The 21,840-nt window shown below is 64.0% G+C and carries 22 protein-coding genes; 9 read left to right on the top strand and 13 right to left on the bottom strand.

The window, feature by feature from the left end; all coding sequences use genetic code 11:
* Positions 1 to 5: 5 nt before the first annotated feature.
* The 7 genes from AAFF19_RS11020 (at position 6) to AAFF19_RS10990 (ending at position 5,484) form a co-directional block, all read left to right on the top strand.
* Positions 6 to 344, top strand: a complete 339-nt coding sequence (locus tag AAFF19_RS11020) for a hypothetical protein (protein WP_182120257.1) — start codon at positions 6 to 8, stop codon at positions 342 to 344.
* Complete coding sequence (gene trbL / locus AAFF19_RS11015; RefSeq protein ID WP_182120256.1) at positions 341 to 1,720, top strand: P-type conjugative transfer protein TrbL; 1,380 nt, start codon at positions 341 to 343, stop codon at positions 1,718 to 1,720. Before AAFF19_RS11020 ends, trbL begins: the two co-directional genes overlap by 4 nt.
* 24 nt (positions 1,721 to 1,744) lie before the next feature.
* Positions 1,745 to 2,449, top strand: coding sequence for a conjugal transfer protein TrbF (trbF, locus tag AAFF19_RS11010; protein ID WP_182120255.1), 705 nt, complete (start codon positions 1,745 to 1,747; stop codon positions 2,447 to 2,449).
* A complete protein-coding gene (gene trbG, locus AAFF19_RS11005) occupies positions 2,446 to 3,459 on the top strand; it encodes a P-type conjugative transfer protein TrbG (protein WP_182120254.1) in 1,014 nt (337 codons plus the stop codon). The genes trbF and trbG overlap by 4 nt, the downstream gene beginning before the upstream one ends.
* A gap of 2 nt (positions 3,460 to 3,461) precedes the next feature.
* Positions 3,462 to 4,736, top strand: coding sequence for a TrbI/VirB10 family protein (locus AAFF19_RS11000; RefSeq protein WP_182120253.1), 1,275 nt, complete (start codon positions 3,462 to 3,464; stop codon positions 4,734 to 4,736).
* Positions 4,733 to 4,993, top strand: coding sequence for a DUF2274 domain-containing protein (locus AAFF19_RS10995; RefSeq protein WP_182120252.1), 261 nt, complete (start codon positions 4,733 to 4,735; stop codon positions 4,991 to 4,993). Before AAFF19_RS11000 ends, AAFF19_RS10995 begins: the two co-directional genes overlap by 4 nt.
* A gap of 119 nt (positions 4,994 to 5,112) precedes the next feature.
* The gene (locus tag AAFF19_RS10990; RefSeq protein ID WP_220459080.1) at positions 5,113 to 5,484 is read left to right on the top strand and encodes an AlpA family phage regulatory protein; all 372 of its coding nucleotides are present in this window, start codon (positions 5,113 to 5,115) and stop codon (positions 5,482 to 5,484) included.
* Positions 5,485 to 5,493: 9 nt separating this feature from the next.
* Here AAFF19_RS10990 and AAFF19_RS10985 read toward each other — a convergent pair whose 3' ends face one another.
* The 5 genes from AAFF19_RS10985 to guaB form a co-directional block, all read right to left on the bottom strand.
* Positions 5,494 to 6,018 (bottom strand): DNA-binding protein, encoded by a 525-nt coding sequence (locus AAFF19_RS10985; RefSeq protein WP_182120250.1) that lies wholly within the window; start codon positions 6,016 to 6,018, stop codon positions 5,494 to 5,496.
* 3 nt (positions 6,019 to 6,021) lie between these two features.
* On the bottom strand, positions 6,022 to 6,297 hold the full coding sequence (locus AAFF19_RS10980; RefSeq protein WP_182120249.1) for a hypothetical protein: 276 nt from the start codon (positions 6,295 to 6,297) through the stop codon (positions 6,022 to 6,024).
* Positions 6,298 to 6,360: 63 nt separating this feature from the next.
* On the bottom strand, positions 6,361 to 7,617 hold the full coding sequence (locus tag AAFF19_RS10975) for a site-specific integrase (protein ID WP_182120302.1): 1,257 nt from the start codon (positions 7,615 to 7,617) through the stop codon (positions 6,361 to 6,363).
* A gap of 300 nt (positions 7,618 to 7,917) precedes the next feature.
* Entirely contained in the window at positions 7,918 to 9,555 is a 1,638-nt protein-coding gene (gene guaA, locus AAFF19_RS10970) for a glutamine-hydrolyzing GMP synthase (RefSeq protein ID WP_008904014.1), read from the bottom strand.
* A gap of 77 nt (positions 9,556 to 9,632) precedes the next feature.
* Positions 9,633 to 11,108, bottom strand: coding sequence for an IMP dehydrogenase (gene guaB / locus AAFF19_RS10965; protein WP_008904013.1), 1,476 nt, complete (start codon positions 11,106 to 11,108; stop codon positions 9,633 to 9,635).
* A gap of 271 nt (positions 11,109 to 11,379) precedes the next feature.
* On the opposite strand from guaB, the gene AAFF19_RS10960 reads away from it, so the two are divergent.
* Complete coding sequence (locus AAFF19_RS10960) at positions 11,380 to 11,919, top strand: DUF4124 domain-containing protein (RefSeq protein WP_342721799.1); 540 nt, start codon at positions 11,380 to 11,382, stop codon at positions 11,917 to 11,919.
* A gap of 28 nt (positions 11,920 to 11,947) precedes the next feature.
* On the opposite strand, the gene AAFF19_RS10955 is transcribed toward AAFF19_RS10960, so the two are convergent.
* Both AAFF19_RS10955 and AAFF19_RS10950 read right to left on the bottom strand, forming a co-directional pair.
* Positions 11,948 to 12,304, bottom strand: coding sequence for an RnfH family protein (locus AAFF19_RS10955; RefSeq protein WP_008904011.1), 357 nt, complete (start codon positions 12,302 to 12,304; stop codon positions 11,948 to 11,950).
* Positions 12,297 to 12,737 carry a type II toxin-antitoxin system RatA family toxin gene (locus tag AAFF19_RS10950; RefSeq protein WP_008904010.1) on the bottom strand — a complete coding sequence of 147 codons (441 nt, stop codon included), beginning with the start codon at positions 12,735 to 12,737 and terminating at the stop codon, positions 12,297 to 12,299. The genes AAFF19_RS10955 and AAFF19_RS10950 overlap by 8 nt, the downstream gene beginning before the upstream one ends.
* Positions 12,738 to 12,858: 121 nt before the next feature.
* On the opposite strand from AAFF19_RS10950, the gene smpB reads away from it, so the two are divergent.
* Positions 12,859 to 13,332 carry an SsrA-binding protein SmpB gene (gene smpB / locus AAFF19_RS10945; protein ID WP_008904009.1) on the top strand — a complete coding sequence of 158 codons (474 nt, stop codon included), beginning with the start codon at positions 12,859 to 12,861 and terminating at the stop codon, positions 13,330 to 13,332.
* 241 nt (positions 13,333 to 13,573) lie between these two features.
* On the opposite strand, the gene AAFF19_RS10940 is transcribed toward smpB, so the two are convergent.
* The 6 genes from AAFF19_RS10940 to infB all read right to left on the bottom strand — a co-directional run bounded on the left by AAFF19_RS10940 (position 13,574) and on the right by infB (position 21,831).
* A complete protein-coding gene (locus tag AAFF19_RS10940; protein ID WP_342721798.1) occupies positions 13,574 to 14,668 on the bottom strand; it encodes an enoyl-CoA hydratase/isomerase family protein in 1,095 nt (364 codons plus the stop codon).
* Positions 14,665 to 15,540: a DMT family transporter gene (locus AAFF19_RS10935; protein ID WP_342721797.1), complete on the bottom strand. Its 876-nt coding sequence runs from the start codon at positions 15,538 to 15,540 to the stop codon at positions 14,665 to 14,667. Before AAFF19_RS10935 ends, AAFF19_RS10940 begins: the two co-directional genes overlap by 4 nt.
* A gap of 64 nt (positions 15,541 to 15,604) precedes the next feature.
* Positions 15,605 to 17,431 (bottom strand): translational GTPase TypA, encoded by a 1,827-nt coding sequence (gene typA, locus AAFF19_RS10930; protein WP_182120243.1) that lies wholly within the window; start codon positions 17,429 to 17,431, stop codon positions 15,605 to 15,607.
* Complete coding sequence (truB, locus tag AAFF19_RS10925; RefSeq protein WP_008904005.1) at positions 17,428 to 18,420, bottom strand: tRNA pseudouridine(55) synthase TruB; 993 nt, start codon at positions 18,418 to 18,420, stop codon at positions 17,428 to 17,430. The genes typA and truB overlap by 4 nt, the downstream gene beginning before the upstream one ends.
* A 3-nt stretch (positions 18,421 to 18,423) precedes the next feature.
* Entirely contained in the window at positions 18,424 to 18,795 is a 372-nt protein-coding gene (gene rbfA / locus AAFF19_RS10920; protein WP_008904004.1) for a 30S ribosome-binding factor RbfA, read from the bottom strand.
* A gap of 171 nt (positions 18,796 to 18,966) precedes the next feature.
* Positions 18,967 to 21,831, bottom strand: coding sequence for a translation initiation factor IF-2 (gene infB / locus AAFF19_RS10915; RefSeq protein WP_008904003.1), 2,865 nt, complete (start codon positions 21,829 to 21,831; stop codon positions 18,967 to 18,969).
* Positions 21,832 to 21,840: the final 9 nt, after the last annotated feature.

Here is a 21,840-nt window from a genome sequence, read left to right as displayed (position 1 = left end):
CCGACATGCGATGCGTCCTCGCCCTGTCGATTTCGGTGCTTGCCGCGCTGCTGACCGCGTGCAGCGAGCCGCCGGCCGACAACCTTGCCGATGCCCTGGCCGCCGATCCCGTGCGGCTCAAGGCATTGCGCGCGCAATGCGCGGCCGACCGGCAGGCCACGGGCGAGGAGGCCTGCCGTGCCGCCGCCGAAGCCTTCCGGCGGCGCTTCTTCGCCGGCCAGACCGGCCCGGATGAATACCAGACGCTGGCCGAGCTGCCGCCGATCCCGCCGAGCTTCGATGCACCCGACGATGGCAAAGGCAGCGCGGCGGCGGCCTTGCCTTCCCAAGAGGACGCGCCATGAATGACGTGACCATCATCGACCGCTTCCTCAACACCTTCTCCACTTACATCGACTCGGGTTTCGGGCTGTTGCAGGGTGAAGTGGCGTTTCTCACCGCCACGCTGATCGTCATCGACATGACGATCGCCGGGCTGTATTGGGCCATGAGCCACGCCACCGGCCAGGGCGATGACGTGATCGCCAAGCTGCTGCGCAAGGTGCTCTACGTCGGCGCCTTCGCCTACATCATCGGCAACTTCAATGCGTTGGCCAGCATCTTGTTCCGGTCGTTTGCCGGGCTGGGGCTGACAGCGACCGGATCGACGCTGACGATGGAGAACTTTCTTCAGCCGGGACGGCTGGCGAAAGTCGGCATCGACGCCGGGGCGCCGATTCTGGCGCAGATCGGCGACATGGCCGGGTTCCCAGAGGTGTTCGTGAACCTCGATCCCATCGTGGTGATGTTCCTCGCCTGGCTGGTGGTGGTCTTGTGCTTCTTCGTGCTGGCGATCCAGCTTTTCATCACGCTGATCGAGTTCAAGCTGACCACGCTCGCGGGCTTCGTGCTGGTGCCGTTCGCGCTCTGGAACAAGACGGCGTTCCTGGCCGAGAAGGTGCTGGGCAACGTGGTGTCGTCGGGGATCAAGGCGCTGGTGCTGGCCGTGATCGTCGGCATCGGCTCAGGCCTGTTCGCGGAGTTTCAGGTTCACCCCGCCGAGCCATCCATCGACCACGCGCTGGTCATCATGCTGGCCTCGCTCACCTTGCTGGCGCTGGGCATCTTCGGCCCCGGCATTGCCACCGGCCTGGTGTCCGGTGCGCCACAGCTTGGCGCGGGTGCGATGGCCGGCGCCGCAGTCGGTGCTGCTGGGGCCGCCGTGGCTGTCGGTGTCGCTGCGACTGGTGTGGGTGGCGCGGTCATGGCCGGGGCGCGCATGGCACCCGTCGCCGCCAAGCTGGCCGGTAGCGGCGCGCGTGCTGCCGCCTCGACAGCCAGCAGCACCCGGTCAGCGTTCCAGACTGGTTCCACCTCGGCCGGCGGCGGCCTCAAAGGCGCTGCCGCTGGCCTTGGCAACGTCGCCAAGACCGGCGCGCAGGCCGTTGGGCGGGGCACTGCATCCCGTGCCTCTGCTGTCGGGCAGCGCGTGGCGGCTCCCTTCCGTGCCGGATGGAACGGCCCGGCGGCTGAAGCTGGCGCGGCATCCGGGCAGACCGCCGCAGGCGGCGCCTCATCCGGCGCAGCCAACGCGACGAAGCAAGAACAGCCCGCTTGGGCCAAGCGACTGCATCGCCGCCAGCAACTCACCCATGCCGCGACCACCACCGCCCACGCGCTTCGCGGTGGCGATGGCGGCGGCTCCGGCCAGGGGCCGAGCCTGCGCGGCTCCGACGATTGAAGCGATTCATAAGGAGAACTGACCATGCGATTCAAACGACCGCAGGTGCGCTATGCCGACACGCCGCAGCCTGCCACTCCGTACCAAGCTGCGGGCCAGGTGTGGGACGAGCGCATTGGCTCGCCCCGTGTGCAAGCCAAGAACTGGCGCTTGATGGCCTTCGGCTGCCTGACGCTCGCGCTGCTGATGGCTGGCGGCCTGGTATGGCGCTCGGCGCAGTCCATCGTCACGCCTTATGTGGTGGAAGTGGACAACGCGGGCCAGGTGCGCGCGGTTGGCGAAGCGAGCACGCCATACCGGCCGACCGATGCGCAGACGGCGCACCACATTGCGCGCTTCGTCTCGCTGGTGCGCTCGCTGTCTATCGACCCCATCGTGGTGCGGCAGAACTGGCTCGATGCCTACGACTACACCACCGACAAGGGCGCAGCCATGCTCAACGACTACGCGCGGGTGAACGACCCATTCTCGCGCATTGGCAAGGAGTCGGTGACGGTGCAGATCGCCAGCGTCGTGCGCGCCAGTGACTCGTCTTTCAACGTGCGCTGGACGGAACGCCGCTACGTCAACGGCACGGCCGCCGGGCTGGAGCGGTGGACGGCCGTGGTGTCCATCGTCCACCAGCCCCCGCGCAGCGAAGAACGCCTGCGAAAGAACCCCCTGGGCATCTACGTCAACGGCCTGTCTTGGAGCCGCGAACTGGATTCTTCTGAAGGAGCCAAGCCATGAATGCACTTTTCCGTAGATCCGCTTTGCCGGTGATCGTGCTTGCATCAAGCATCTTGTTTGCGGGCTGCGCCACGCAGGGCAAGTCGCCGCCGGTGATCTCGCTCGACGAGCCGGTGCAGGCGCAGCCGCTGCCGGAGCCGCCCGCGCCTGTGGAAGTTGTGGCCGTGCCCGAGGTCCTGCCGATGCCGGCGCAGTTGAAGCCAGTGCCCGAGGGAGAGGACACCAAACCCACGCCGGAACCGGCCGACGAGAAAGTGCGCGTCTCTCGCGCCAACGCCGAGGCGCGTGTCGCACCCACGCGCGAGGGCTATGTCAACGCGATTCAGGTGTGGCCCTTCACGGATGGCGCGCTGTATCAGGTCTATGCGGCCGTGGGCCGCGTGACCGTGATTGCACTCCAGCCGGGCGAGGAACTGGTGACGGTGGCCGCTGGCGATACCGTGCGCTGGATCGTGGGCGACACCTCTAGCGGCAACGGCGCCGACCTGCGCGTGAACGTACTGGTCAAGCCGATTCGCTCGGGCCTCAAGACGAATCTGGTCATCACAACCAGCCGCCGGACGTACCTGCTGGAGCTGACCTCGACGGAAAAGACGTGGATGGCGTCGGTGTCCTGGGAGTACCCGCGCGACCGGATGCTGGCCTTGCAGCGTCAGGCGCAGGCGGCCAGCGCCGCCGCGCCGGTCGATACGGGACTGTCGCTGGAGAACCTGCGCTTCCGCTACGCGATCAGCGGCAGCACACCGCCGTGGAAGCCGCTGCGCGCCTTCGATGATGGCGAGAAGGTCTATATCCAGTTTCCGCCGGGCATCGCGCAAGGCGAGCTGCCGCCGCTGTTCGTCATCGGCGCGCAAGGCGACGGACAACTGGTGAACTACCGCTTCCGCTCGCCGTACTACATCGTGGACCGGCTGTTCGGCGCAGCCGAACTGCGCCTCGGTGGCGACAAGGGCGACGCGGTGCGGATCGAGCGCAATGACGGCGCTGTAGGCGCAGCACGGAGGAACTGACCATGAGCCAGGACGACACTCCCGACCGTGCCGCGTCGCAGGCGGGCAAGGTCGCGCCCGAGGCGGTGGCGCTGCGCACCCAGCCGCGCCCGGTCACGCGCCTGAACCGGCGCACGCTGGCCATCCTCATCGGCGGCCTGTCGGTCGCCGTGCTCGGGGCCACGATCTGGTCGCTGCAACCGCAGCGGCGCGGTGCGGGCGATCAGAGCGAGCTTTACAACGTGGATCGGGTCTGGAAGTCGGAAGGGCTGGATGGACTGCCGTCGGACTACTCCAAGCTGCCGGCGAAGGTGCCGGAGCTGGGGCCACCACTGCCTGGCGATCTGGGGCCAGCCATCGTCGCCTCGCGACAGCCGGTGACGCCCAGCTACGCGCCGCCCGGCCATAACCCCGCCGATACCCTGCGCAAGGAGGCCGAAGCCGCGGCGGCTTCGTCGGTGTTCTTTCGCTCGGGCAACCAGGGGCAAGCCGCTGGCACAGCAGCGCAGACGGCGCCCGGTGCCCCCGGCATGGCGAACGCTTTGGCGGCCTTCGACCCGCTGGCGGCTGGCCCGGCCTCGATAGTGGCCCAGCCTGCCGATCCGACCGCCGCGCAGAACCGGCAAGACCAGAAGGAGGCGTTCCGGAAAGCCGGTTCTACGGAAACGCGCAATTCCGGGAATCTCCAGATTCCAGCCTCGCCTTACCAAGTCATGGCGGGGACGGTGATTGCGGCGGCGCTGGTGACGGGAATCAAGTCGGACTTGCCGGGCGACGTGATCGCCACGGTGACGGAGCCGGTCTATGACACGGCCACCGGCAAGTTCCTGTTGATTCCCCAAGGCTCGCGCATCCTGGGCCGGTATAACAGCCAGGTGAGCTACGGCCAGAGCCGGGTACAGATGGTGTGGAACCGGATCATCCTGCCGGACACGTCCTCGCTGACGCTGGACAACTTGTTGGGCACAGACCCGGCGGGCTATGCCGGGGTGGAAGATGAGATCGACCGGCACTGGGGCCGCGTCCTGGCTGGTGCGGCGTTGACCACGCTGCTGGGCGTGGGTGCCGAACTGGCCGCGCCGGAGAGCCGGCAGGACGGCAACCGCATCATCATCGCCGGGCGTGATGGCCTTCAGGACAGCGTGAACCAGGTGGGACAGGAGATGACCCGGCGCAACATGAACATCCAACCGACGCTGACGGCACGGCCTGGGTTGCCGGTGCGGATTATCGTTAACCGCGACCTCATGCTGCGGCCTTACCAGCCGCTGTTCTTCAATCGAGGCGCATCACGATGAGCACCCCAACCAAGAGGCTGCGGCTGGGGCCGCTGCCAAAAACCGAGAGCATCAAACTGAGCTTCGCATGCCCGGCCGGCCTCAGGGCCGATCTTGATCGATACGCCACGCTGCACGCGCAGACCTACGGCGAAGCCGTCGATGCGGCCACGCTGATCCCTCACATGCTGGAAGCGTTCATAGCGCGCGATCGAGCATTTCGATCTCAATCGCATATGTCGCGCAAGCGGGCAGCACGAGATACCACGCCACCGTAATGTGCGAATTGGCTGATGCCCTCCCCACTTCGCCCCAGCGAGTTGTGCCAATTGCTGCCAATAGTCACCATGACTCCACATGAACAGACAGCTACTGGGAGTCATCGATGCACGCTCGCATGGACCACGTCACTGAACACGGGAAGTCGCCGTCGCAGGCGCACGCACCGCATCCCGGCACGGATGGCTATGACAACCTGCCCCAGTTCCCTGCAAGGTTTCCTTTGCCTTTCCGTCGAACCATCCGCCGCCAGGAACTCCACCAGATCGTTCCTCTGGCAGAGACAACGATCTACGCGATGGAGCAACGCGGCGAGTTCCCGCGTCGATTCGCTCTGACCGTGCGCTGCGTCGTGTGGGATCTGGAGGAGGTCGAAGCCTGGGTTGACGAGCGCAAACAAGCCTCTCGTTCCGGCGACGCCGCCAAGTCGACAGGGCCGGATGTTAGGCAGCGCAAAAGCCGGCCGGTGCGCAATGCGTCGGCTCGGTAGGCGACGCGGTCACGCAACCAACACCCGCAGCTCGCGCGCAGCGGCAACAGGCAAACGGCCGACTTCCCTGGCCAGATTGACCTCCAGAGCCGCACGTGCGGTTTCCAGCATCTTCCGCTCAAGGGCATAACCGCCCTTCTCTTCCAACCAACCCAGCACTTCGGCAAGGTGCCAGATCGAGGCGCTGCCCTCATGCACTGGTGCGGGAAAAGTAGCGGCATGGGAGAGCATCAGTTTGCGCATCGCCTGACGTGACACGCCCACCATTTCGGCCACATCGGTCAGACCGACGAAATCCGGTACCGCCTCCACCAACTTCGCAGAAGGAACGGCCCGCTTCACGTCGGCCAGCGCACTGCGTACTGCCGCATGCGCGTTCTCGGCTTCGCGAGTGAACTCCAGCGCCAAACGACCCGGCTGTCCTATACCCACCAAGGCATCATCGCAGTTGGCCTCGCCCAGACGCTCGACCAGCACATCCGGATCATTGTCGTGCTCGGCAAGCTGGTACTTCAAGGTGAAGGTGTATTCCATGGGTCAATCCTCGGATGAAGAGCCGGCTTCGCTTCGTCGCTGATGGGTCGTGCAGTTATCCACCACCCGCTGCAGTGCTCGGGCATGGTTGCCAGGGTTCTTCGGCGTGCTCCATACACTGGTGATGCAGAACTCGCCGCAGCGGCACTCATCGTCGTTGTAAGGGCAATAGATCCTGCCCCAGGCATGACTGCCGCCAACCGTGACGCGCCAGCCCTGCGCTTCCGCGTGCTTGAGCGCCGCTTCGACTTCCTTCTTCGGGTGAGAGGGACGAGTCATTCATGGTCTCCAGTATGGGGATGAATCGATAGGTTGTCAACTGACAACCTATCGCGAAATGACTCAGGCCGCGGCACTCAGGACCGGCACCACCGTGTTGCTCGGCAGCAGCGTGGGCGCGTAGCTCCCTCCCTCCACCCAGGCGTCGACCATGTTGGCCCACTCCTGCAGCATGTGGCGCCTCGGCTCGGCGTACTCGGCCTTGTTGTAGACCGAGCGCGAGGAACGGCCGTCTTCATGGGCAAGGCACTTCTCGATCCAGTCGCCGTTGAACCCGACCTCGTTGAGCAGCGTCGAGCCGGTACGGCGCAGGTCGTGCACCGTGAAAGGCTCCAGCGGCAGACCGGCGGCCTTGGCGCGCTCGGAGACGATCTGGGTCACGCGGTTGAGGGTCGCCTTGGACATGCAGCGGTCGGCGTCGTAGCGCGACGGCAGGACGAACTTCGATCCTGCCGCGCAGGTGTGGAGCGCAACGAAGATGTCCACGGCTTGGCGCGACAGATAAACGACGTGCGGATTGCGACCTTTCATCCGCGCCTTCGGAATCGTCCAGGTCGCACTCTCGAAATCAATCTCGGCCCATGTCGCCTCGATCAGTTCACTCTTTCGTACCAGCGTCAGCAAAATCATGCGCAACGCCAAGCGGATGGTCGGATACGTGGCCACCGATTCCATCTGCCGGTTCATCAGGCGGATCTCCATTGGTGACAGCGCCCGATCCTTGGGCGCGAAGGTCGCGATCGAAGCCGCGCCCACGCCATCGGCAGGGTTGTCTACCTTCTCGCCGTGCAGGATGGCGAAGGCATAAACCTGCTTCACGATGTCGCGGACATGCACTGCGGTGGCGGGCGCGCCACGCGCCTTCACCTTGCCGCACAAGGCGCGCAGGTCGTCGGCGCTGATTTCGTTGAGGAGCCGATTCTTGAACGCCGGCAGGATGTCCCGGTCGACGATGCTCTTGCGCATCGCTCGTGTGCTGTCGGCCATTTTGGCGTCGGCAAGCCATCGGGCAGTCATGTCGCCGAAGTTCTTGGCGGCGGTCAGTCGGCGCTTCTCGCGCTGCTTCTCGTGCGCCGGGGACTTGCCCTCAGCGACGGCCTTCTTGGCGTCGAGTAGCTTTTCGCGGGCCAAGGCCAGCGAGATGCCAGCTGGCCCGTAGCGGCCGATGGTCAACGTTTCGCGCCGGCCATTGAGACGGTAATCGTAGCGGAAGGTGACGGTACCGGCGGTCGATACCGTCACGTACATCCCATCCCGGTCAGAAGCCTTATAAGTCAACGACTTAGGCTTCAGATTGCGCAGTGCTGTGTCAGTAAGCATCGAGGTTTTCCTCCTGTTTTTGACGGCTTTTACCGTCAAGGGTCAGGAGACCTGCTGATGCCTGGAAAGCCGCATGAAACAAGCTTTCCAGAGGAGACATTTACCGTCAAAGACCTGTTTGGTCTCAATAGTAAACGAGAGGGTCTTAATCCGACCCCCAGTTCTTACCGTCAGTTTTACCGCCAACCTGGTTTGCTGGCCGGCGATAGCTACCGATAGCTGTCGTGACGTATTTCTTTATAAATCAACACGTTACGTCGGTTTTTCGATAGTTGGCGATAGTCCCTGAAGGACCCGATTTCACTCCCACTCGATGGTCGCAGGCGGCTTGCTGCTCACGTCGTAGGTCACGCGGTTGATGCCACGCACTTCGTTGATGATGCGGCCCGACACCTTCTTGAGCAGGGCGTAGGGCAGCTCGGCCCAGTCGGCGGTCATGAAATCGCTGGTCTGCACGGCGCGCAGGGCCACCACGTAGTCGTAGGTGCGGCCGTCGCCCATCACGCCCACGCTCTTGACGGGCAGGAAGACGGTGAAGGCCTGGCTGGTGAGGTCGTACCAGGTCTTGCCGGTGGCTTCATCCACGAAGTTGCGCAATTCTTCGATGAAGATCGCGTCGGCGCGGCGCAGCAGGTCTGCGTATTCCTTCTTCACTTCGCCCAGGATGCGCACGCCCAGGCCGGGGCCTGGGAACGGGTGGCGGTAGACCATCTCGGGCGGCAGGCCCAGAGCCACGCCGAGTTCGCGCACTTCGTCCTTGAAGAGGTCGCGCAGGGGCTCCAAAAGCTTGAGGCCCAGCTGCTCGGGCAGGCCGCCGACGTTGTGGTGGCTCTTGATGGTGACGGCCTTTTTGCTCTTGGCGCCGCCCGATTCGATCACGTCGGGGTAGATGGTGCCCTGGGCCAGCCACGTCGCGCCTTTGACGGTGCGACCTCCCGCCTCGCCCTTGGCCCCCTCGCCCTTGAGCTTGGCGGCTTCCTGCTTGAACACATCGACGAACAGGCCACCGATGATCTTGCGCTTTTGCTCGGGCTCGCTGACACCCGCGAGCTTGCCCAGGAACAGGTCGCTCGCATCCACGCGGATGACCTTGGCGTGCAGCTTGCCGACGAACATGTCCATGACCATGTCGCCCTCGTTCAGGCGCAGCAGGCCATGGTCCACAAACACACAGGTGAGCTGGTCGCCAATGGCACGGTGGATCAGCGCTGCGGCCACGGACGAATCCACGCCGCCCGAAAGACCCAGAATCACTTCTTCATCGCCCACCTGCTGGCGGATCTGCTCCACCGCCTCGGCAATGTGGTCGCGCATCACCCAGTCGGGCGTGGTGCCGCAGATGCCGAGCACGAAGCGCTCAAGCAGTGCCTTGCCTTGCACGGTATGCGTGACTTCGGGGTGGAACTGCACGGCGTAGAAGCGGCGCGCCTCGTCGGCCATGCCGGCGATGGGGCAGCTGTCCGTGCTGGCCATGAGCTTGAAGCCTGGCGGCATTTCTGTGACCTTGTCACCGTGGCTCATCCACACTTTGAGCATGCCGTGGCCTTCGGGTGTGGTGAAGTCGGCGATATCTTTGAGCAGCGCCGTATGGCTGCGTGCACGAACCTCGGCATAACCAAACTCGCGGGTATGACCCGCCTCGACCTTCCCGCCCAGCTGCTGGGCCATGGTCTGCATACCGTAGCAAATGCCCAGCACGGGCACACCCAGCGAGAACACGGCGTCCGGCGCTTTGTCGTCCACCTCGTACACGCTGGCGTGGCTGCCCGAAAGGATCACACCCTTGAGCGAGCCATCCTTGGCGTAGTCACGCACCCACTCGTCGCTCACGTCGCACGGGTGCACTTCGCAATACACATGGGCCTCGCGCACGCGGCGGGCGATGAGCTGGGTGACTTGCGAACCGAAGTCGAGAATGAGGATTTTCTGGTGTTGCATGGCGATTTAGAATGAAATCAGCCCCTGGCGCTTGATGGGCAAGCGCCAGGGGCTATCAAAACAATAGCATCGGACAATCAGTCAGCGCGGTAGTTGGGCGCTTCCTTGGTGATCTGCACGTCGTGCACATGGCTTTCGCGGATGCCGGCGGTGGTGATCTCGACGAACTCGGCCTTGTTGTTCATCTCTTCGATGCTGGCGCAGCCGCAGTAACCCATGGCCGCACGCACGCCGCCCGCCATCTGGTACACGATGGAAACCATCGAGCCCTTGTACGGCACACGGCCTTCGATGCCTTCGGGCACCAGTTTGTCGGCATTGGGGTTTCCGGTGCTCGACTCCTGGAAGTAGCGGTCGGCACTGCCCTGCTGCATGGCGCCGATGGAGCCCATGCCGCGGTAGCTCTTGTAGCTGCGGCCCTGGAACAAAATGACTTCGCCGGGAGCCTCTTCGGTGCCCGCAAACATGCCGCCCATCATGATGGAGCTGGCGCCTGCGGCCAGCGCCTTGGCGATGTCGCCGCTATAGCGCACGCCACCGTCGGCAATCAGCGGCACGCCGGTGCCGCGCAGTGCTGTGGCCACGTTGTCGATGGCCATGATCTGCGGCACGCCCACGCCCGCCACGATGCGGGTGGTGCAGATGGAGCCAGGGCCGATGCCGACCTTGACGGCATCGGCCCCGGCCTCGACCAGCGCCAGAGCGGCTGCGCCGGTGGCGATATTGCCGCCAATCACATCGACCTGCGGATAGTTCTGCTTGACCCAGCGCACGCGCTCGATCACACCCTTGCTGTGGCCGTGTGCGGTGTCCACCACGATGGCATCGACGCCGGCCTTGACCAGGGCCTCGACACGCTCTTCGGTGCCCTCGCCCACGCCCACCGCCGCGCCCACGCGCAGGCGGCCCGAAGGGTCGCGTGCAGCGTTGGGGAAGCTGGTCTGCTTGGTGATGTCCTTCACCGTGATCAGGCCCTTGAGCTCAAAGGCGTCGTTCACCACCATGATGCGCTCAAGCTTGTGCTTGTTGAGCAGCGCCTTGGCCTCGGCCGGCGTGGTGTGGTCCTTCTCGTTGACGGTGATGAGCTTTTCTCGCGGCGTCATGATCTGGTGGACCTTGACGTCATAGCGGGTCTCGAAGCGCAGATCGCGGCCCGTGACGATACCGACCACCTTGCCACCATCGCACACCGGGAAGCCCGAAATGCCCAGTTGCTCGGACAGTTGAAGCACCTGCAGCACCGTGTGCTCGGGGGTGATGACCACCGGGTCCCGCAGCACGCCCGACTCATACCGCTTGACCTTGGCCACATGGGCGGCCTGCTCTTGCGGGGTGAGGTTCTTGTGCACGATGCCGATGCCGCCCTCCTGGGCAATGGCAATGGCCAGGCGCGCCTCGGTCACGGTGTCCATGGCGGCGGACACGAGCGGCAGGTTCAGTTGGATATTGCGGGAGAGTTTCGTCGCGAGGGACGTGTCCTTGGGCAGGACCTGGGAGTACGCTGGCACCAGCAACACATCGTCGAAGGTGAGCGCTTTTCCAAGAAGGCGCATGAGAAAGCTCCAAAAAACGGATTGTACCCGCGGCAAAGGAGCCTGCCGGGTCTGGAGTGCCGAAAGCGACAACCGATCTCAGCGATCGCGGTTTTCGCCGGGGTTGCAGCCCCGTAGCCGCAGCTGCGGGGCAAAAAGCCGGCAGAAAGGTGCCGCTGTGGTCTATTTCGCCGGCGATTCCACGTCCCACATCCGCCAGATGTGGCGAAAACGCGCCCTCCCGTCGGTAACGCACTGGCGGGGGGGGAGTCACATGGATAAACTTGTCCGCATGAAAATGCACAAGCTTCTCCTGCTGGCCGTGGCCTGCACCTGGGCCATGGGCGCGGCGGCGCAATGGCAGTGGATCGACAAGGACGGCCGCAAGGTCTTCAGTGACCGCCCTCCCCCACAGGAAATCCCGGACAAGAGCATCCTCAAACAACCCGGCGGCGGCGTACCGCGCGCGGCTCCGGCGCCCGCCGCTGTGCAGCCCGCAGACGGTGCGCAGGCAGCCGCAACCGCACAGCCCGCTTCGGCGCCCAGGGTGGCTGCAAGCGCTCCTGGCAGTGGCAAAGACAAGGCCCTGGAAGAGAAGAAAGCCCAGGCTGAAGCCGCCGAAGCTGCCAAGCAGAAGGCCGAGGAAGAAAAACTGGCCAAAGCCAAGGCTGACAACTGTGCCCGTGCGCGGCAGGCAAAGGCAGCATTTGACTCCGGCCGGCCCATCACCCAGTCCAATGCGCAGGGTGAGCGCGTGTTTCTCGATGAAGCAGGACGCGCCGCCGAAGCCCGCCGCATTGACGGGATCATCGCGGCCGACTGCAAACGCTGACAGGTTGCTGCCCGCCCGGTCGGCAAGGTCAGTAGCCGGACTTGCCCCCGGGCCTCTGGCGCGCAAACAAGCCGGTGGTACGGGCACCCTGGCGCGCAAAGCGCTCGCGTCGGGCGACTTTGGGGTCTACCTTCAGCGGCCGGTAGATCTCTACACGGTCCAGATCCTGAAGCGGTGCATCCACCCCCACGCTCCGGCCCCAGATTCCCAGCAGCGGTGCACCGCCGCCCTGCAGCCCCGCCAGCCGATCTGCGCCACATGCGCGCAGCGCGTCACCCGCCGTGGCACCCACAGGGAGCTCCAGCTCCCATTCCTGCGTCTGCCTCGGGGCCACACACACCACCACCGTGACCCGAACGCACGCGCCGGCCACGCGGTCAGCCATATACCTGCTCTGCCCGCTTGACAAATGCATCCACCATGCTCCCCGCGATACGGTCAAACACGGGGCCCACAAGCGTCGCCAACGCAGCGCTGTCAAAACCGTAATTCAGCAGCAGCTCCACCTTGCAGGCGCGCTGCGAGCCATCCCCCACGGGGTGGAAGTGCCAGTCCCCATCGAGGCGCGAAAACGGGCCTTTGACAAGGTGCATCTGCACGCGCCTTCCGGGTTCGTGCGTGTTGCGTGTTACGAAGGTCTGGCGGATGCCGCTGAATGCGATGCCCACTTCGGCGGTCATGCCCTCGTCGCTGCGCTCCAGCACGCCCGCGTGGTCGCACCATGGCAGAAACTGCGGGTATTGCTCCACCCCGGTCACCAGGGAAAACATTTCTTCGGGGCTGTACCAGATGAGGACGGACTTGTGAACGGTTTTCATGCAGACGTTGCAGTGCTGGGGCCAATGTGCGCTGGCAGGAGGAAACTAGAATCACAGCCAGCGGCACTGCGCATTGTAGGGAGGCCTTTTAACTCCCGGTTTGTGCCGCATCTACATCCCCATGGCCAAAAAACCCGATTCAGCGTCCCGCATCGCCGACAACAAGAAAGCGGCTTTCAATTATTTCTTTGAAGAACGCCACGAGGCGGGCATGGTGCTGCACGGCTGGGAGGTCAAGGCCTTGCGCGAGGGCAAGGTGCAACTGACGGACGGTTACGTGCTGATCCGCGACGGCGAGTTGTACCTGCTGGGCTGCCTCATCCATCCACTCAAGACGGCCTCCACCCACGTCAATCCTGAATCGGCGCGCACCAAGAAGCTGCTGCTCAAGAAGGACGACATCAAACGCCTGATCGGCAAGGTCGAGCAAAAGGGCTACACGCTGGTGCCGCTGAACCTGCACTGGAAGAACGGCTTTGTGAAATGCGAGATCGCCCTGGCCAAGGGCAAGGCCGAGCATGACAAGCGCGACACCATCAAGGACCGGGAAGGCAAGCGCGAGGTGGAGCGCGCCATGAAAAGCAGGAACAGGTAACCCAGCTAGCCCGCTGAGGCAACCGCGATGCTGCAGGTAGCGGCAGTTGGTGTGCAGCGCGGCCCCTGTGCCACCAACGGGCCACCGCTCAGGGCCAGCAAGGCACCCAGTGGCGACTACAGCGTCATACGGTGGTGTACCCGGAGCTGAGCCCCTGACGCGCCGCTTTGAGCCGGCTCACGATCTTGCAATGGATCGTGAACACGCTCTGAGGACGCGGCACGACCAGGGCACGCCCCAGTCAGTTGAGGTGGGCCAGCGGGTGCGCATGCGTCGGCCAAGGGCTCTTGAAGAAGTCCTGCACCAGCGCCGGGTTCACATCCTCGATGCGATCGGGGCTCCACTTCGGCTGGTGGTCCTTGTCCACCGCCAACGCACGGATGCCTTCCACCGTCTCACTCTGGCCGGGCCGCAGGTAAAAGCAGTGCCGCACCATGTCGCGCTCCATGCGCAGGTCGTCGGCCAGGTCCATGCCGCGTGCGCGGCGGATCTGCTCCAGCACCACATGCAGCATCAGCGGCGAGCGCTTGCGCAGCGTGGCGGCGGTGGTACGGGCCCAATCGCTGTCCGCGCCTTCAAGCGCTTTCACGATGGCCGGCACATCATCGAGAGAAAAATATTGGTCAATTTGGCCTCCAGCGCTTATAGAAAAAGCGCCCGCAGCTACAAATTTTGAAGCAACCCATTGCTGCGCCGCGGCGCCGTCTGCAAAGGTTTGTGCGCCCAGGGCGTCCCACACCGCGGCCTGCTGGTCGGCGGCCAGGAAGCCGTCGGCAAGCTTGAAGGCAATGGCGTCTGCGGCGCCGATGGTGTCCCCCGTCAAGGCCAGCCACTCGCCCACCCGGCCGGGGCAGCGCGAGAGAAAGTAGCCGCCGCCCACATCCGGGAACAGGCCGATGGCCGTCTCCGGCATGGCCATCTTGGTGCGCTCGGTCACGATGCGCAGGCTGCCACCCTGGCTGATACCCATGCCGCCGCCCATGACGATGCCGTCCATGAAGGCAATGTAGGGCTTGGGATAGTTGTGGATCAGGTGGTTGAGCGCGTATTCCTCGGTAAAGAAATCTTCGAGCTGCGGATTGCCCGTGCTGCCTGCCTGGTGCAGGAAGCGGATGTCACCGCCTGCGCAGAAGGCGCCAAACGGACCTTCCTTGTTGCTGCCGCGGATGGCCACGGCCAGCACCCGCGCATCGTCCTGCCAGGCCAGCAGGATGCCCATCAGGTCCCGCACCATGCCGAGCGACAACGCATTGAGCGCACGCGGGCGATTCAACGTGATGAAGCCTACCTGGCCACGCACTTCACTCAGTACTTCCGACACCACCGTCTCCGTCATTTCTGTTCCTTCCAACCCAACAGTTCATTGAAAACCAGCGCACCGATCACCAGTGCGCCCCCCGTCAGCACGGCAGCGGCGGGTCGTTCGCCCGCACCCAGCCATGCCAGCAAGATGCCAAAGATTACTTCGAGCAGCCCGAGCAGCGCCATCTCGGGTGCCTTGAGCACGCGCCCGCAGCGCACGGCCAGCACGCACGGTATGGCCAATTGCACCACGCCCAGCAGCGCCAGCAGGCCCAGGTCGTGCCATGACGCCTGAAAAGGCAGAGCCACCGGCAGCGTGGCCAAAACCGAGATCACCGCCCCCACCAGCACGGCGGGTACCAGGTCCACCGCATGGCCATGGCGCTGCGAATGCTGCACCACCGTCCAGTTGATGGCCGCGGCCACCGGAACACACAAGGCAACCAGCGTGCCCACGATGGGCAGGCCTGCCATCTGCGAGCCATACATCCACGCAATACCGAGGCCAGCCACCGCAATCGCCACCCACGTGCGCGGTGCAATGTGGTGGCCGATGAACACACGGGCAAACAGCGCGGTCAGCAGCGGCCCCACAGCCATGGTCACCAGCACATTGGCGACCGGCATGAGCATGATGGCCACCATGAAGGCGGTGAACATGACGCTCCAGCACACGCCAGAAATCCACAAGGCGCGCCCGCTGTGGCGCATCGACGTGAACACCGCCCTGCCCTGCAAGGTCGGCAGGATGATGAGCAGCGCCAGCAGGGTGAAGAAGCTGCGCCAGAAGGTGACTTCAAAGCTGCGCGCATGTTCAAGATGGCGCGTGACCACACCGGCGATGGACCACATCAGGGTCACGGCCACCATCAGAAAAACAGCACGGGAGTGGGTGAGTTTTGGCATAGCTGCGACGGGCGGAAAAAAGGCCACTGCACGGCAGTGGCCCTTTTGGCAAACGCTCAGCCCATCAGGACCGCGAAGCGCGCTTGCGCTCGTTTTCGGTCAGATGGCGCTTGCGCAGGCGGATCGACTTGGGCGTGATTTCGACCAGTTCGTCGTCCTCGATGAATTCCACGCCGTATTCCAGCGTGCAATCGATCGGGGGCGTGATCTTGATCGCGTCTTCCTTGCCCGAGACGCGGAAGTTGGTCAGCTGCTTGGTGCGCGTGGCGTTCACCACCAGGTCGTTGTCGCGGCTGTGGATGCCGACAATCATGCCTTCGTACACGGGGTCGTTGGCCTTCACGAACATGCGGCCACGGTCGTCCAGCTTGCCCAGGGCATAGGTGAAGATTTCACCGTCGTCCATGGAGATCAGCACGCCGTTCTTGCGGCCACCGATCTCGCCCTTGTGCGGCTCGTAGCTGTCGAAGATGTTGCTGATGAGGCCGGACCCACGCGTCAGGTTCAAGAATTCGTTGGTGAAACCGATCAGGCCACGGGCCGGGATGCGGTACTCCAGGCGAACGCGGCCACGGCCGTCGGACTCCATGTTCACCAACTCGCCCTTGCGCTCGCCCAGGGCCTGCATCACGCCGCCTTGGTGGCCTTCTTCGATGTCGGCCGTCACCAGCTCGATAGGCTCGTGCTTGACACCGTCGATGTCCTTGAACACCACGCGGGGCTTGGACACGGCCAGCTCGTAACCTTCGCGGCGCATGTTTTCCAGGAGGATGGTCAGGTGCAGTTCACCACGGCCCATCACTTCGAAGATGCCTTCTTCGTCGGTCTCGTTCACACGCAGGGCCACGTTGTGCTGCAGTTCCTTTTGCAGGCGGTCCCAGATCTGGCGGCTGGTCACGAACTTGCCTTCGCGGCCGGCCAGCGGGCTGGTGTTCACGCAGAAGTTCATGGTCAGGGTGGGCTCATCCACCTTCAGCATGGGCAGCGGCGCGGGGTTGGCAGGATCGGTCACGGTCACGCCGATACCGATGTCTTCAATGCCGTTGATCAGCACGATGTCGCCAGGGCCCGCCAAGGGGGTCTGCATGCGATCGAGGCCCTGGAAGGTCAGCACCTGGTTCACACGGCCCTTCACGGCCTTGCCATCAGGGCCTTCCATGACGATCACGTCCTGCATGGGCTTCAGGGTGCCCTGGCTGATGCGGCCCACGCCGATGCGGCCCACGAAGCTGGAGAAGTCCAGCGCAGAGATCTGCAGCTGCAGCGGCGCATTGGCATCGCCCGTGTTGGGCGGAACGTGCGAGAGGATGGTGTCGAACAGGGCCGACATGTCGGGGCCCCACTGCTCACCCGGTGCGCCTTCTTCCAGCGACGACCAGCCGTTGATGCCCGAGGCGTACACCACAGGAAAGTCGAGCTGTTCATCGGTAGCACCAAGCTTGTCGAACAGGTCGAACGCGGCGTTCACCACCTTGTCAGGGTTGGCACCGGGCTTATCCACCTTGTTCACCACCAGGATGGGGCGCAGGCCCAGGGCCAGTGCCTTCTTGGTCACGAAACGCGTCTGGGGCATGGGGCCTTCCTGCGCATCGATCAGCAGCACCACGCTGTCCACCATGGACAACGCACGTTCCACTTCGCCGCCGAAGTCCGCGTGGCCGGGGGTGTCCACGATGTTGATGTGCGTACCCTTCCAGCTCACGGCACAGTTCTTGGCCAGGATGGTGATGCCACGCTCTTTTTCGATCGCGTTGTTGTCCATTACGGTATCGACGACCTTTTCGTGGTCGGCAAAGGTGCCGGACTGGCGCAGCAGCTGGTCGACCATGGTGGTTTTGCCGTGGTCAACGTGGGCAATGATCGCGATATTGCGGATTTGTTTCGTCGTCATAGTTTTTCCAATGTGCCGCTGGCTTGAGGGTGCGGCATGCCTTCCAAAATTTGTTGAATTTCCAGCGGACTCAGGAGCCTGTCCGGCACCAGCTCCCCGCCCACGATGTGGCCCACCCCCAGCAACGCCGGTGGGTTCTCGCCAAACACCGCCACGGCACTGGCATCGGGCCAGTTGCCACGGCGACGCACGCCCGACAGGAATCGGGCTGCATTTTCACTGTCCAGCGTGACACGCACGTGGTGGGCCAGCAGGGACTCGGGCGCCTCCAGGCTGGCCAGGCGCTCTGCCTCGGGCATGGCCTCCAGCTGGGCCAGTGTCACGCAGCGCTCCACGCCAATGCCACCGGTATCGATGCGGCGCAGGAACGTCAGGTGCGCGCCGCAACCGAGCGCCGCGCCGATGTCTTCGCCCAGCGTGCGGATGTAGGTGCCTTTGCTGCAGGTCACTATTATTTTGATAGCTGTTTGCGCTTTATCCGTCTGCGTCAAGGTCAGTTTTAATGCATGAATGACCACGTCGCGCGCCTCGCGCTCTACGGTGACACCGGCCCTTGCGTATTCGTACAACGCCTTGCCATCTTTCTTGAGCGCGCTGTGCATGGGCGGCACCTGGCGAATGGGGCCGGTGAACTGCTGCTGAACTGCGGCGAGGCGCTCGGGCGTGAGCTGCGCAGGGTCCACATCACAGCGCTGCACCACATCACCTTCGGCATCGCCAGTGGTGGTGGTGGTGCCCAGCAGGGCGATTGCCTCATAGGTCTTGGGAGCGTCCAGCTGCAGCTGGCTGAATTTGGTGGCGGCGCCGAAACACAGCGGCAACACGCCCGTGGCGAGCGGGTCCAGCGTGCCCGTGTGGCCCGCTTTCTCGGCGCGCAGCAGCCATTTCGCCTTTTGCAAGGCGTCATTGCTCGACAGGCCGAGCGGTTTATCCAGCAACAACACCCCATGCACAGGGCGCCGCTGCACCCTGGTGCGTGGCGCGTGCATAGGCTAGTCCTCTTTCGCGCGCGAAGAAACGGCCTTGGCGATCAAGGCGTTCATGTCAGCCGCACGCTCGGAGGTGCGGTCGAACACAAAGTGCAGCGTAGGCACGGTGTGGATGTGCAGACGCTTGAACAGACCGTTGCGCAGGAACCCGGCCGCCTGGTTGAGCGCTGCCTGGGTTTCCACAGGGTCGCCCGTCAGCAGGCTGAAGAACACCTTGGCATGTGCGTAGTCGGGAGTCACCTCCACACCCTGCAGCGTGACCATACCCACGCGCGGGTCTTTCAACTCGCGCGCAATCAGCTCCGTCAGATCGCGCTGGATCTGATCGGCCACCTTGAAGGCGCGGTTCGGTGTAGAAGATTTCTTCGCAGCCATGTTGTCAGCAGCTTTCCAGCACGGATTCATTCACCTGCGACCCATGCACTTGGCGGGGTTCATGCGAGTGCCCCCGCGCAAGGGCCGCCCCGCCGCGCTGGGGGCGTCCCCCTCCCGACTCGCACAGCGAGTCGAGAGAGGGGGAAGGCGTGAAGCGACTCAGGGGGTGACTCATAGAGTTCTTGCGATTTCCTTGATGTCAAAGAACTCGAGTTGATCGCCTTCCTTGATGTCGTTGTAGTTCTTGAGCTTGATACCGCACTCAAAGCCTTCCTTGACATCCTTGACATCGTCCTTGAGGCGCTTGATCGAATCGACTTCGCCCGTGTAGACCACCACGTTGTCGCGCAGCAGACGGAATTTGGCGTTGCGATGGACCATGCCGGACGTGATGTACGAACCGGCCACAGTACCGATCTTGGAGGCCACGAACACGGTGCGGATTTCGGCCGTGCCAATGACTTCTTCGCGCTGCTCAGGGGCTAGCATGCCGGACATTGCCACACGCAGCTCGTCCACAGCGTCATAGATGATGCTGTAGTAGTGCAGATCAACACCATTGCCTTCGGCCAGCTTGCGCGCACCGGCATCGGCACGCACATTGAAGCCGATCACGATGGCCTTGGATGCAATCGCCAGGTTAATGTCGGACTCGCTAATGGCACCCACGGCGGCGTACACCAGTTGCACCTTGACCTCGTCGGTCGAGAGCTTGAGCAGCGACTGGGCCAGCGCTTCCTGCGAGCCTTGCACGTCGGCCTTGACGATGATGGGCAGGGTCTTGACCTCGCCCGCCGTCATGTCGGCGAACATGTTTTCCAGCTTGGCAGCCTGCTGCTTGGCCAGCTTGGTGTTGCGGAACTTGCCTGCACGGTAGGTGGCGATCTCACGGGCACGGCGTTCGTCCGTGAGCACCATAAACTCGTCACCAGCCTGCGGAACTTCGGTCAGGCCCTGGATTTCCACGGGGATCGACGGACCGGCCGTCTTGGCGACCTTGCCGTTCTCGTCCAGCATGGCGCGCACGCGGCCATAGGTCTGGCCCGCCAGCACCACATCGCCGACCTTGAGCGTACCGGCCTGCACCAACACCGTGGCCACCGGGCCGCGGCCCTTGTCGAGCTGCGCTTCGATCACGAGGCCCTTGGCCAGCGAATCGACGGGCGCCTTGAGCTCCAGCACTTCGGCCTGCAGCAGCACCTGCTCCAGCAGGGTGTCGATACCCATACCGGTCTTGGAGGACACGGGCACAAAGGGCGAATCGCCGCCGTATTCTTCAGGCACCACTTCTTCGACCACCAGCTCCTGCTTGACGCGGTCGGGGTTGGCATCGGGCTTGTCCGACTTGGTGATGGCGACCACGATAGGAACACCCGCCGCCTTGGCGTGCTTGATGGCTTCCTTGGTCTGTGGCATCACACCGTCATCGGCAGCCACCACCAGAATCACGATGTCGGTGGCCTGCGCACCACGGGCACGCATGGCCGTGAAGGCCTCGTGACCCGGGGTGTCGAGGAACGACACCATGCCGCGTGGCGTTTCCACGTGGTAGGCACCAATGTGCTGGGTAATGCCACCGGCTTCGCCCGCAGCCACCTTGGCGCGGCGGATGTAGTCCAGCAGCGAGGTCTTGCCGTGGTCCACGTGGCCCATGACGGTCACGACGGGAGCGCGCGGCAGGAGTTCGACGTTTTGCTGGCCCGAATCCTCATCGGTAAAGGCTTCCGGATCGTCCAACGCCGCCACCACGGCCTTGTGGCCCAGTTCTTCCACCACGATCATGGCGGTGTCCTGGTCCAGCGGCTGGTTGATGGTGACCATCTGGCCCATCTTCATCAGCGCCTTGATGACCTCGTTGGCCTTGATGGACATCTTGTGTGCCAGCTCGGCGACCGTGATGGTCTCGGGCACGTGCACTTCAATCGTGCGCGCTTCGACCGGCGCGGATTGCTGGTGGTCATCGCGGTGGTCGCGGTTGTCACCACGGCGGCCACGGGGGCCACCACGCCAGTTGTTGCGACCGACGCCGCCACTGCTGTCGCCGCGGGTCTTGATTTCTTTCTTCTTGGCGGTGTCATTGGCCCAGCTGGAGGACAGCTTGGCCGACTTCACTTCCTTGCCAGCGCCCGGCGCCGCGGCACCAGCCGCTGCAGGAGCGCCCGCACGCGGCACGCCCGTGCCGACGGCAGGCTTGTGCAGGGTGCCCTTTTTGGCATCGCCCACGGCAGCGGGCTTGGCAACAGGCTTGGCTTCCTCGGGCTTCTTGGCCACCATGACAGCCTTCTTGGGTGTGGCCATCATCGAACGGATGGCGGCAGCTTCGGCCTCGGCCTTGCGGCGGCGTGCATCCAGATCAGCAGCACGGGCGGACTCCTCGTCCGAGCGTGCCTTCGATTCGGCAGCAGCCTTTTCGCGCGCCTCGTTCTGCGCAGCAGTGCGCGCGGCGGCTTCGGCGGCCTGCTCACGGGTGGCTTCCTGCTTGACGGCAGAGGCCTGCGCCTTCTTTTCGGCTTCCTGGGCGGCGTAGGCGGCAGCGCGCTCTTCGGCTTCGCGTTCGCGCTTCTCGCGGGCTTCGCGCTCTGCGCGCTTTTCGGCGAGTTCAGCTTCCTGTCGACGGATCAGTTCGGCCTGACGACGGGCTTCTTCCTCGCGGCGGGCCAGTTCCTGATCCTCACTCGAGACGGCAACCTGCTCGACCATGGGCTCGCGCGCTTCAGCCACGGCTTCTGCGCCTTCGTCACGCTGGATGAAAGTGCGCTTCTTGCGCACCTCTACCTGGATCGTGCGGGCCTTGCCCGTGGCATCCGCCTGCTTGATCTCGCTGGTGGACTTCTTCACGAGCGTGATTTTCTTGCGGTCGGCCGAGGCCGTACCGTGGCTGGCCTGCAGGTAAGCCAGCAGTTTTTGCTTGTCAGACTCGGTCAACGGATCAGACAGGGCAGCCTTGCCCACACCGGCAGCCTTGAGCTGATCGAGCAGGATTTCGGGCGATTTTTTGAGTTCGGTTGCAAACTCGGCGACAGTATTACTGGACATATGTGGTTC

The sequence above is a fragment of the Acidovorax sp. FHTAMBA genome (assembly GCF_038958875.1).
Classification (GTDB): domain Bacteria; phylum Pseudomonadota; class Gammaproteobacteria; order Burkholderiales; family Burkholderiaceae_C; genus Acidovorax.
The sequence above is the reverse complement of the archived record's forward strand: the minus strand, read 5'-3'. Positions and strand labels throughout refer to the sequence as shown.

What these genes read in the sequence shown, in the direction of transcription:
- AAFF19_RS11000 (WP_182120253.1), top strand. Translation starts at nt 3,462, where the DNA reads ATGAGCCAGGACGACACTCCCGACCGTGCCGCGTCGCAGGCGGGCAAG.
- rbfA (WP_008904004.1), bottom strand. Translation starts at nt 18,795, where the DNA reads ATGGCTGCGAAGAAATCTTCTACACCGAACCGCGCCTTCAAGGTGGCC.
- infB (WP_008904003.1), bottom strand. Translation starts at nt 21,831, where the DNA reads ATGTCCAGTAATACTGTCGCCGAGTTTGCAACCGAACTCAAAAAATCG.
- guaB (WP_008904013.1), bottom strand. Translation starts at nt 11,108, where the DNA reads ATGCGCCTTCTTGGAAAAGCGCTCACCTTCGACGATGTGTTGCTGGTG.
- AAFF19_RS11020 (WP_182120257.1), top strand. Translation starts at nt 6, where the DNA reads ATGCGATGCGTCCTCGCCCTGTCGATTTCGGTGCTTGCCGCGCTGCTG.
- trbL (WP_182120256.1), top strand. Translation starts at nt 341, where the DNA reads ATGAATGACGTGACCATCATCGACCGCTTCCTCAACACCTTCTCCACT.
- AAFF19_RS10950 (WP_008904010.1), bottom strand. Translation starts at nt 12,737, where the DNA reads ATGAAAACCGTTCACAAGTCCGTCCTCATCTGGTACAGCCCCGAAGAA.
- typA (WP_182120243.1), bottom strand. Translation starts at nt 17,431, where the DNA reads ATGACGACGAAACAAATCCGCAATATCGCGATCATTGCCCACGTTGAC.
- AAFF19_RS10985 (WP_182120250.1), bottom strand. Translation starts at nt 6,018, where the DNA reads ATGGAATACACCTTCACCTTGAAGTACCAGCTTGCCGAGCACGACAAT.
- AAFF19_RS10995 (WP_182120252.1), top strand. Translation starts at nt 4,733, where the DNA reads ATGAGCACCCCAACCAAGAGGCTGCGGCTGGGGCCGCTGCCAAAAACC.
- truB (WP_008904005.1), bottom strand. Translation starts at nt 18,420, where the DNA reads ATGCACGCGCCACGCACCAGGGTGCAGCGGCGCCCTGTGCATGGGGTG.
- AAFF19_RS10960 (WP_342721799.1), top strand. Translation starts at nt 11,380, where the DNA reads ATGAAAATGCACAAGCTTCTCCTGCTGGCCGTGGCCTGCACCTGGGCC.
- AAFF19_RS10980 (WP_182120249.1), bottom strand. Translation starts at nt 6,297, where the DNA reads ATGACTCGTCCCTCTCACCCGAAGAAGGAAGTCGAAGCGGCGCTCAAG.
- AAFF19_RS10990 (WP_220459080.1), top strand. Translation starts at nt 5,113, where the DNA reads ATGGACCACGTCACTGAACACGGGAAGTCGCCGTCGCAGGCGCACGCA.
- trbF (WP_182120255.1), top strand. Translation starts at nt 1,745, where the DNA reads ATGCGATTCAAACGACCGCAGGTGCGCTATGCCGACACGCCGCAGCCT.
- AAFF19_RS10975 (WP_182120302.1), bottom strand. Translation starts at nt 7,617, where the DNA reads ATGCTTACTGACACAGCACTGCGCAATCTGAAGCCTAAGTCGTTGACT.
- trbG (WP_182120254.1), top strand. Translation starts at nt 2,446, where the DNA reads ATGAATGCACTTTTCCGTAGATCCGCTTTGCCGGTGATCGTGCTTGCA.
- smpB (WP_008904009.1), top strand. Translation starts at nt 12,859, where the DNA reads ATGGCCAAAAAACCCGATTCAGCGTCCCGCATCGCCGACAACAAGAAA.
- AAFF19_RS10935 (WP_342721797.1), bottom strand. Translation starts at nt 15,540, where the DNA reads ATGCCAAAACTCACCCACTCCCGTGCTGTTTTTCTGATGGTGGCCGTG.
- guaA (WP_008904014.1), bottom strand. Translation starts at nt 9,555, where the DNA reads ATGCAACACCAGAAAATCCTCATTCTCGACTTCGGTTCGCAAGTCACC.
- AAFF19_RS10955 (WP_008904011.1), bottom strand. Translation starts at nt 12,304, where the DNA reads ATGGCTGACCGCGTGGCCGGCGCGTGCGTTCGGGTCACGGTGGTGGTG.
- AAFF19_RS10940 (WP_342721798.1), bottom strand. Translation starts at nt 14,668, where the DNA reads ATGACGGAGACGGTGGTGTCGGAAGTACTGAGTGAAGTGCGTGGCCAG.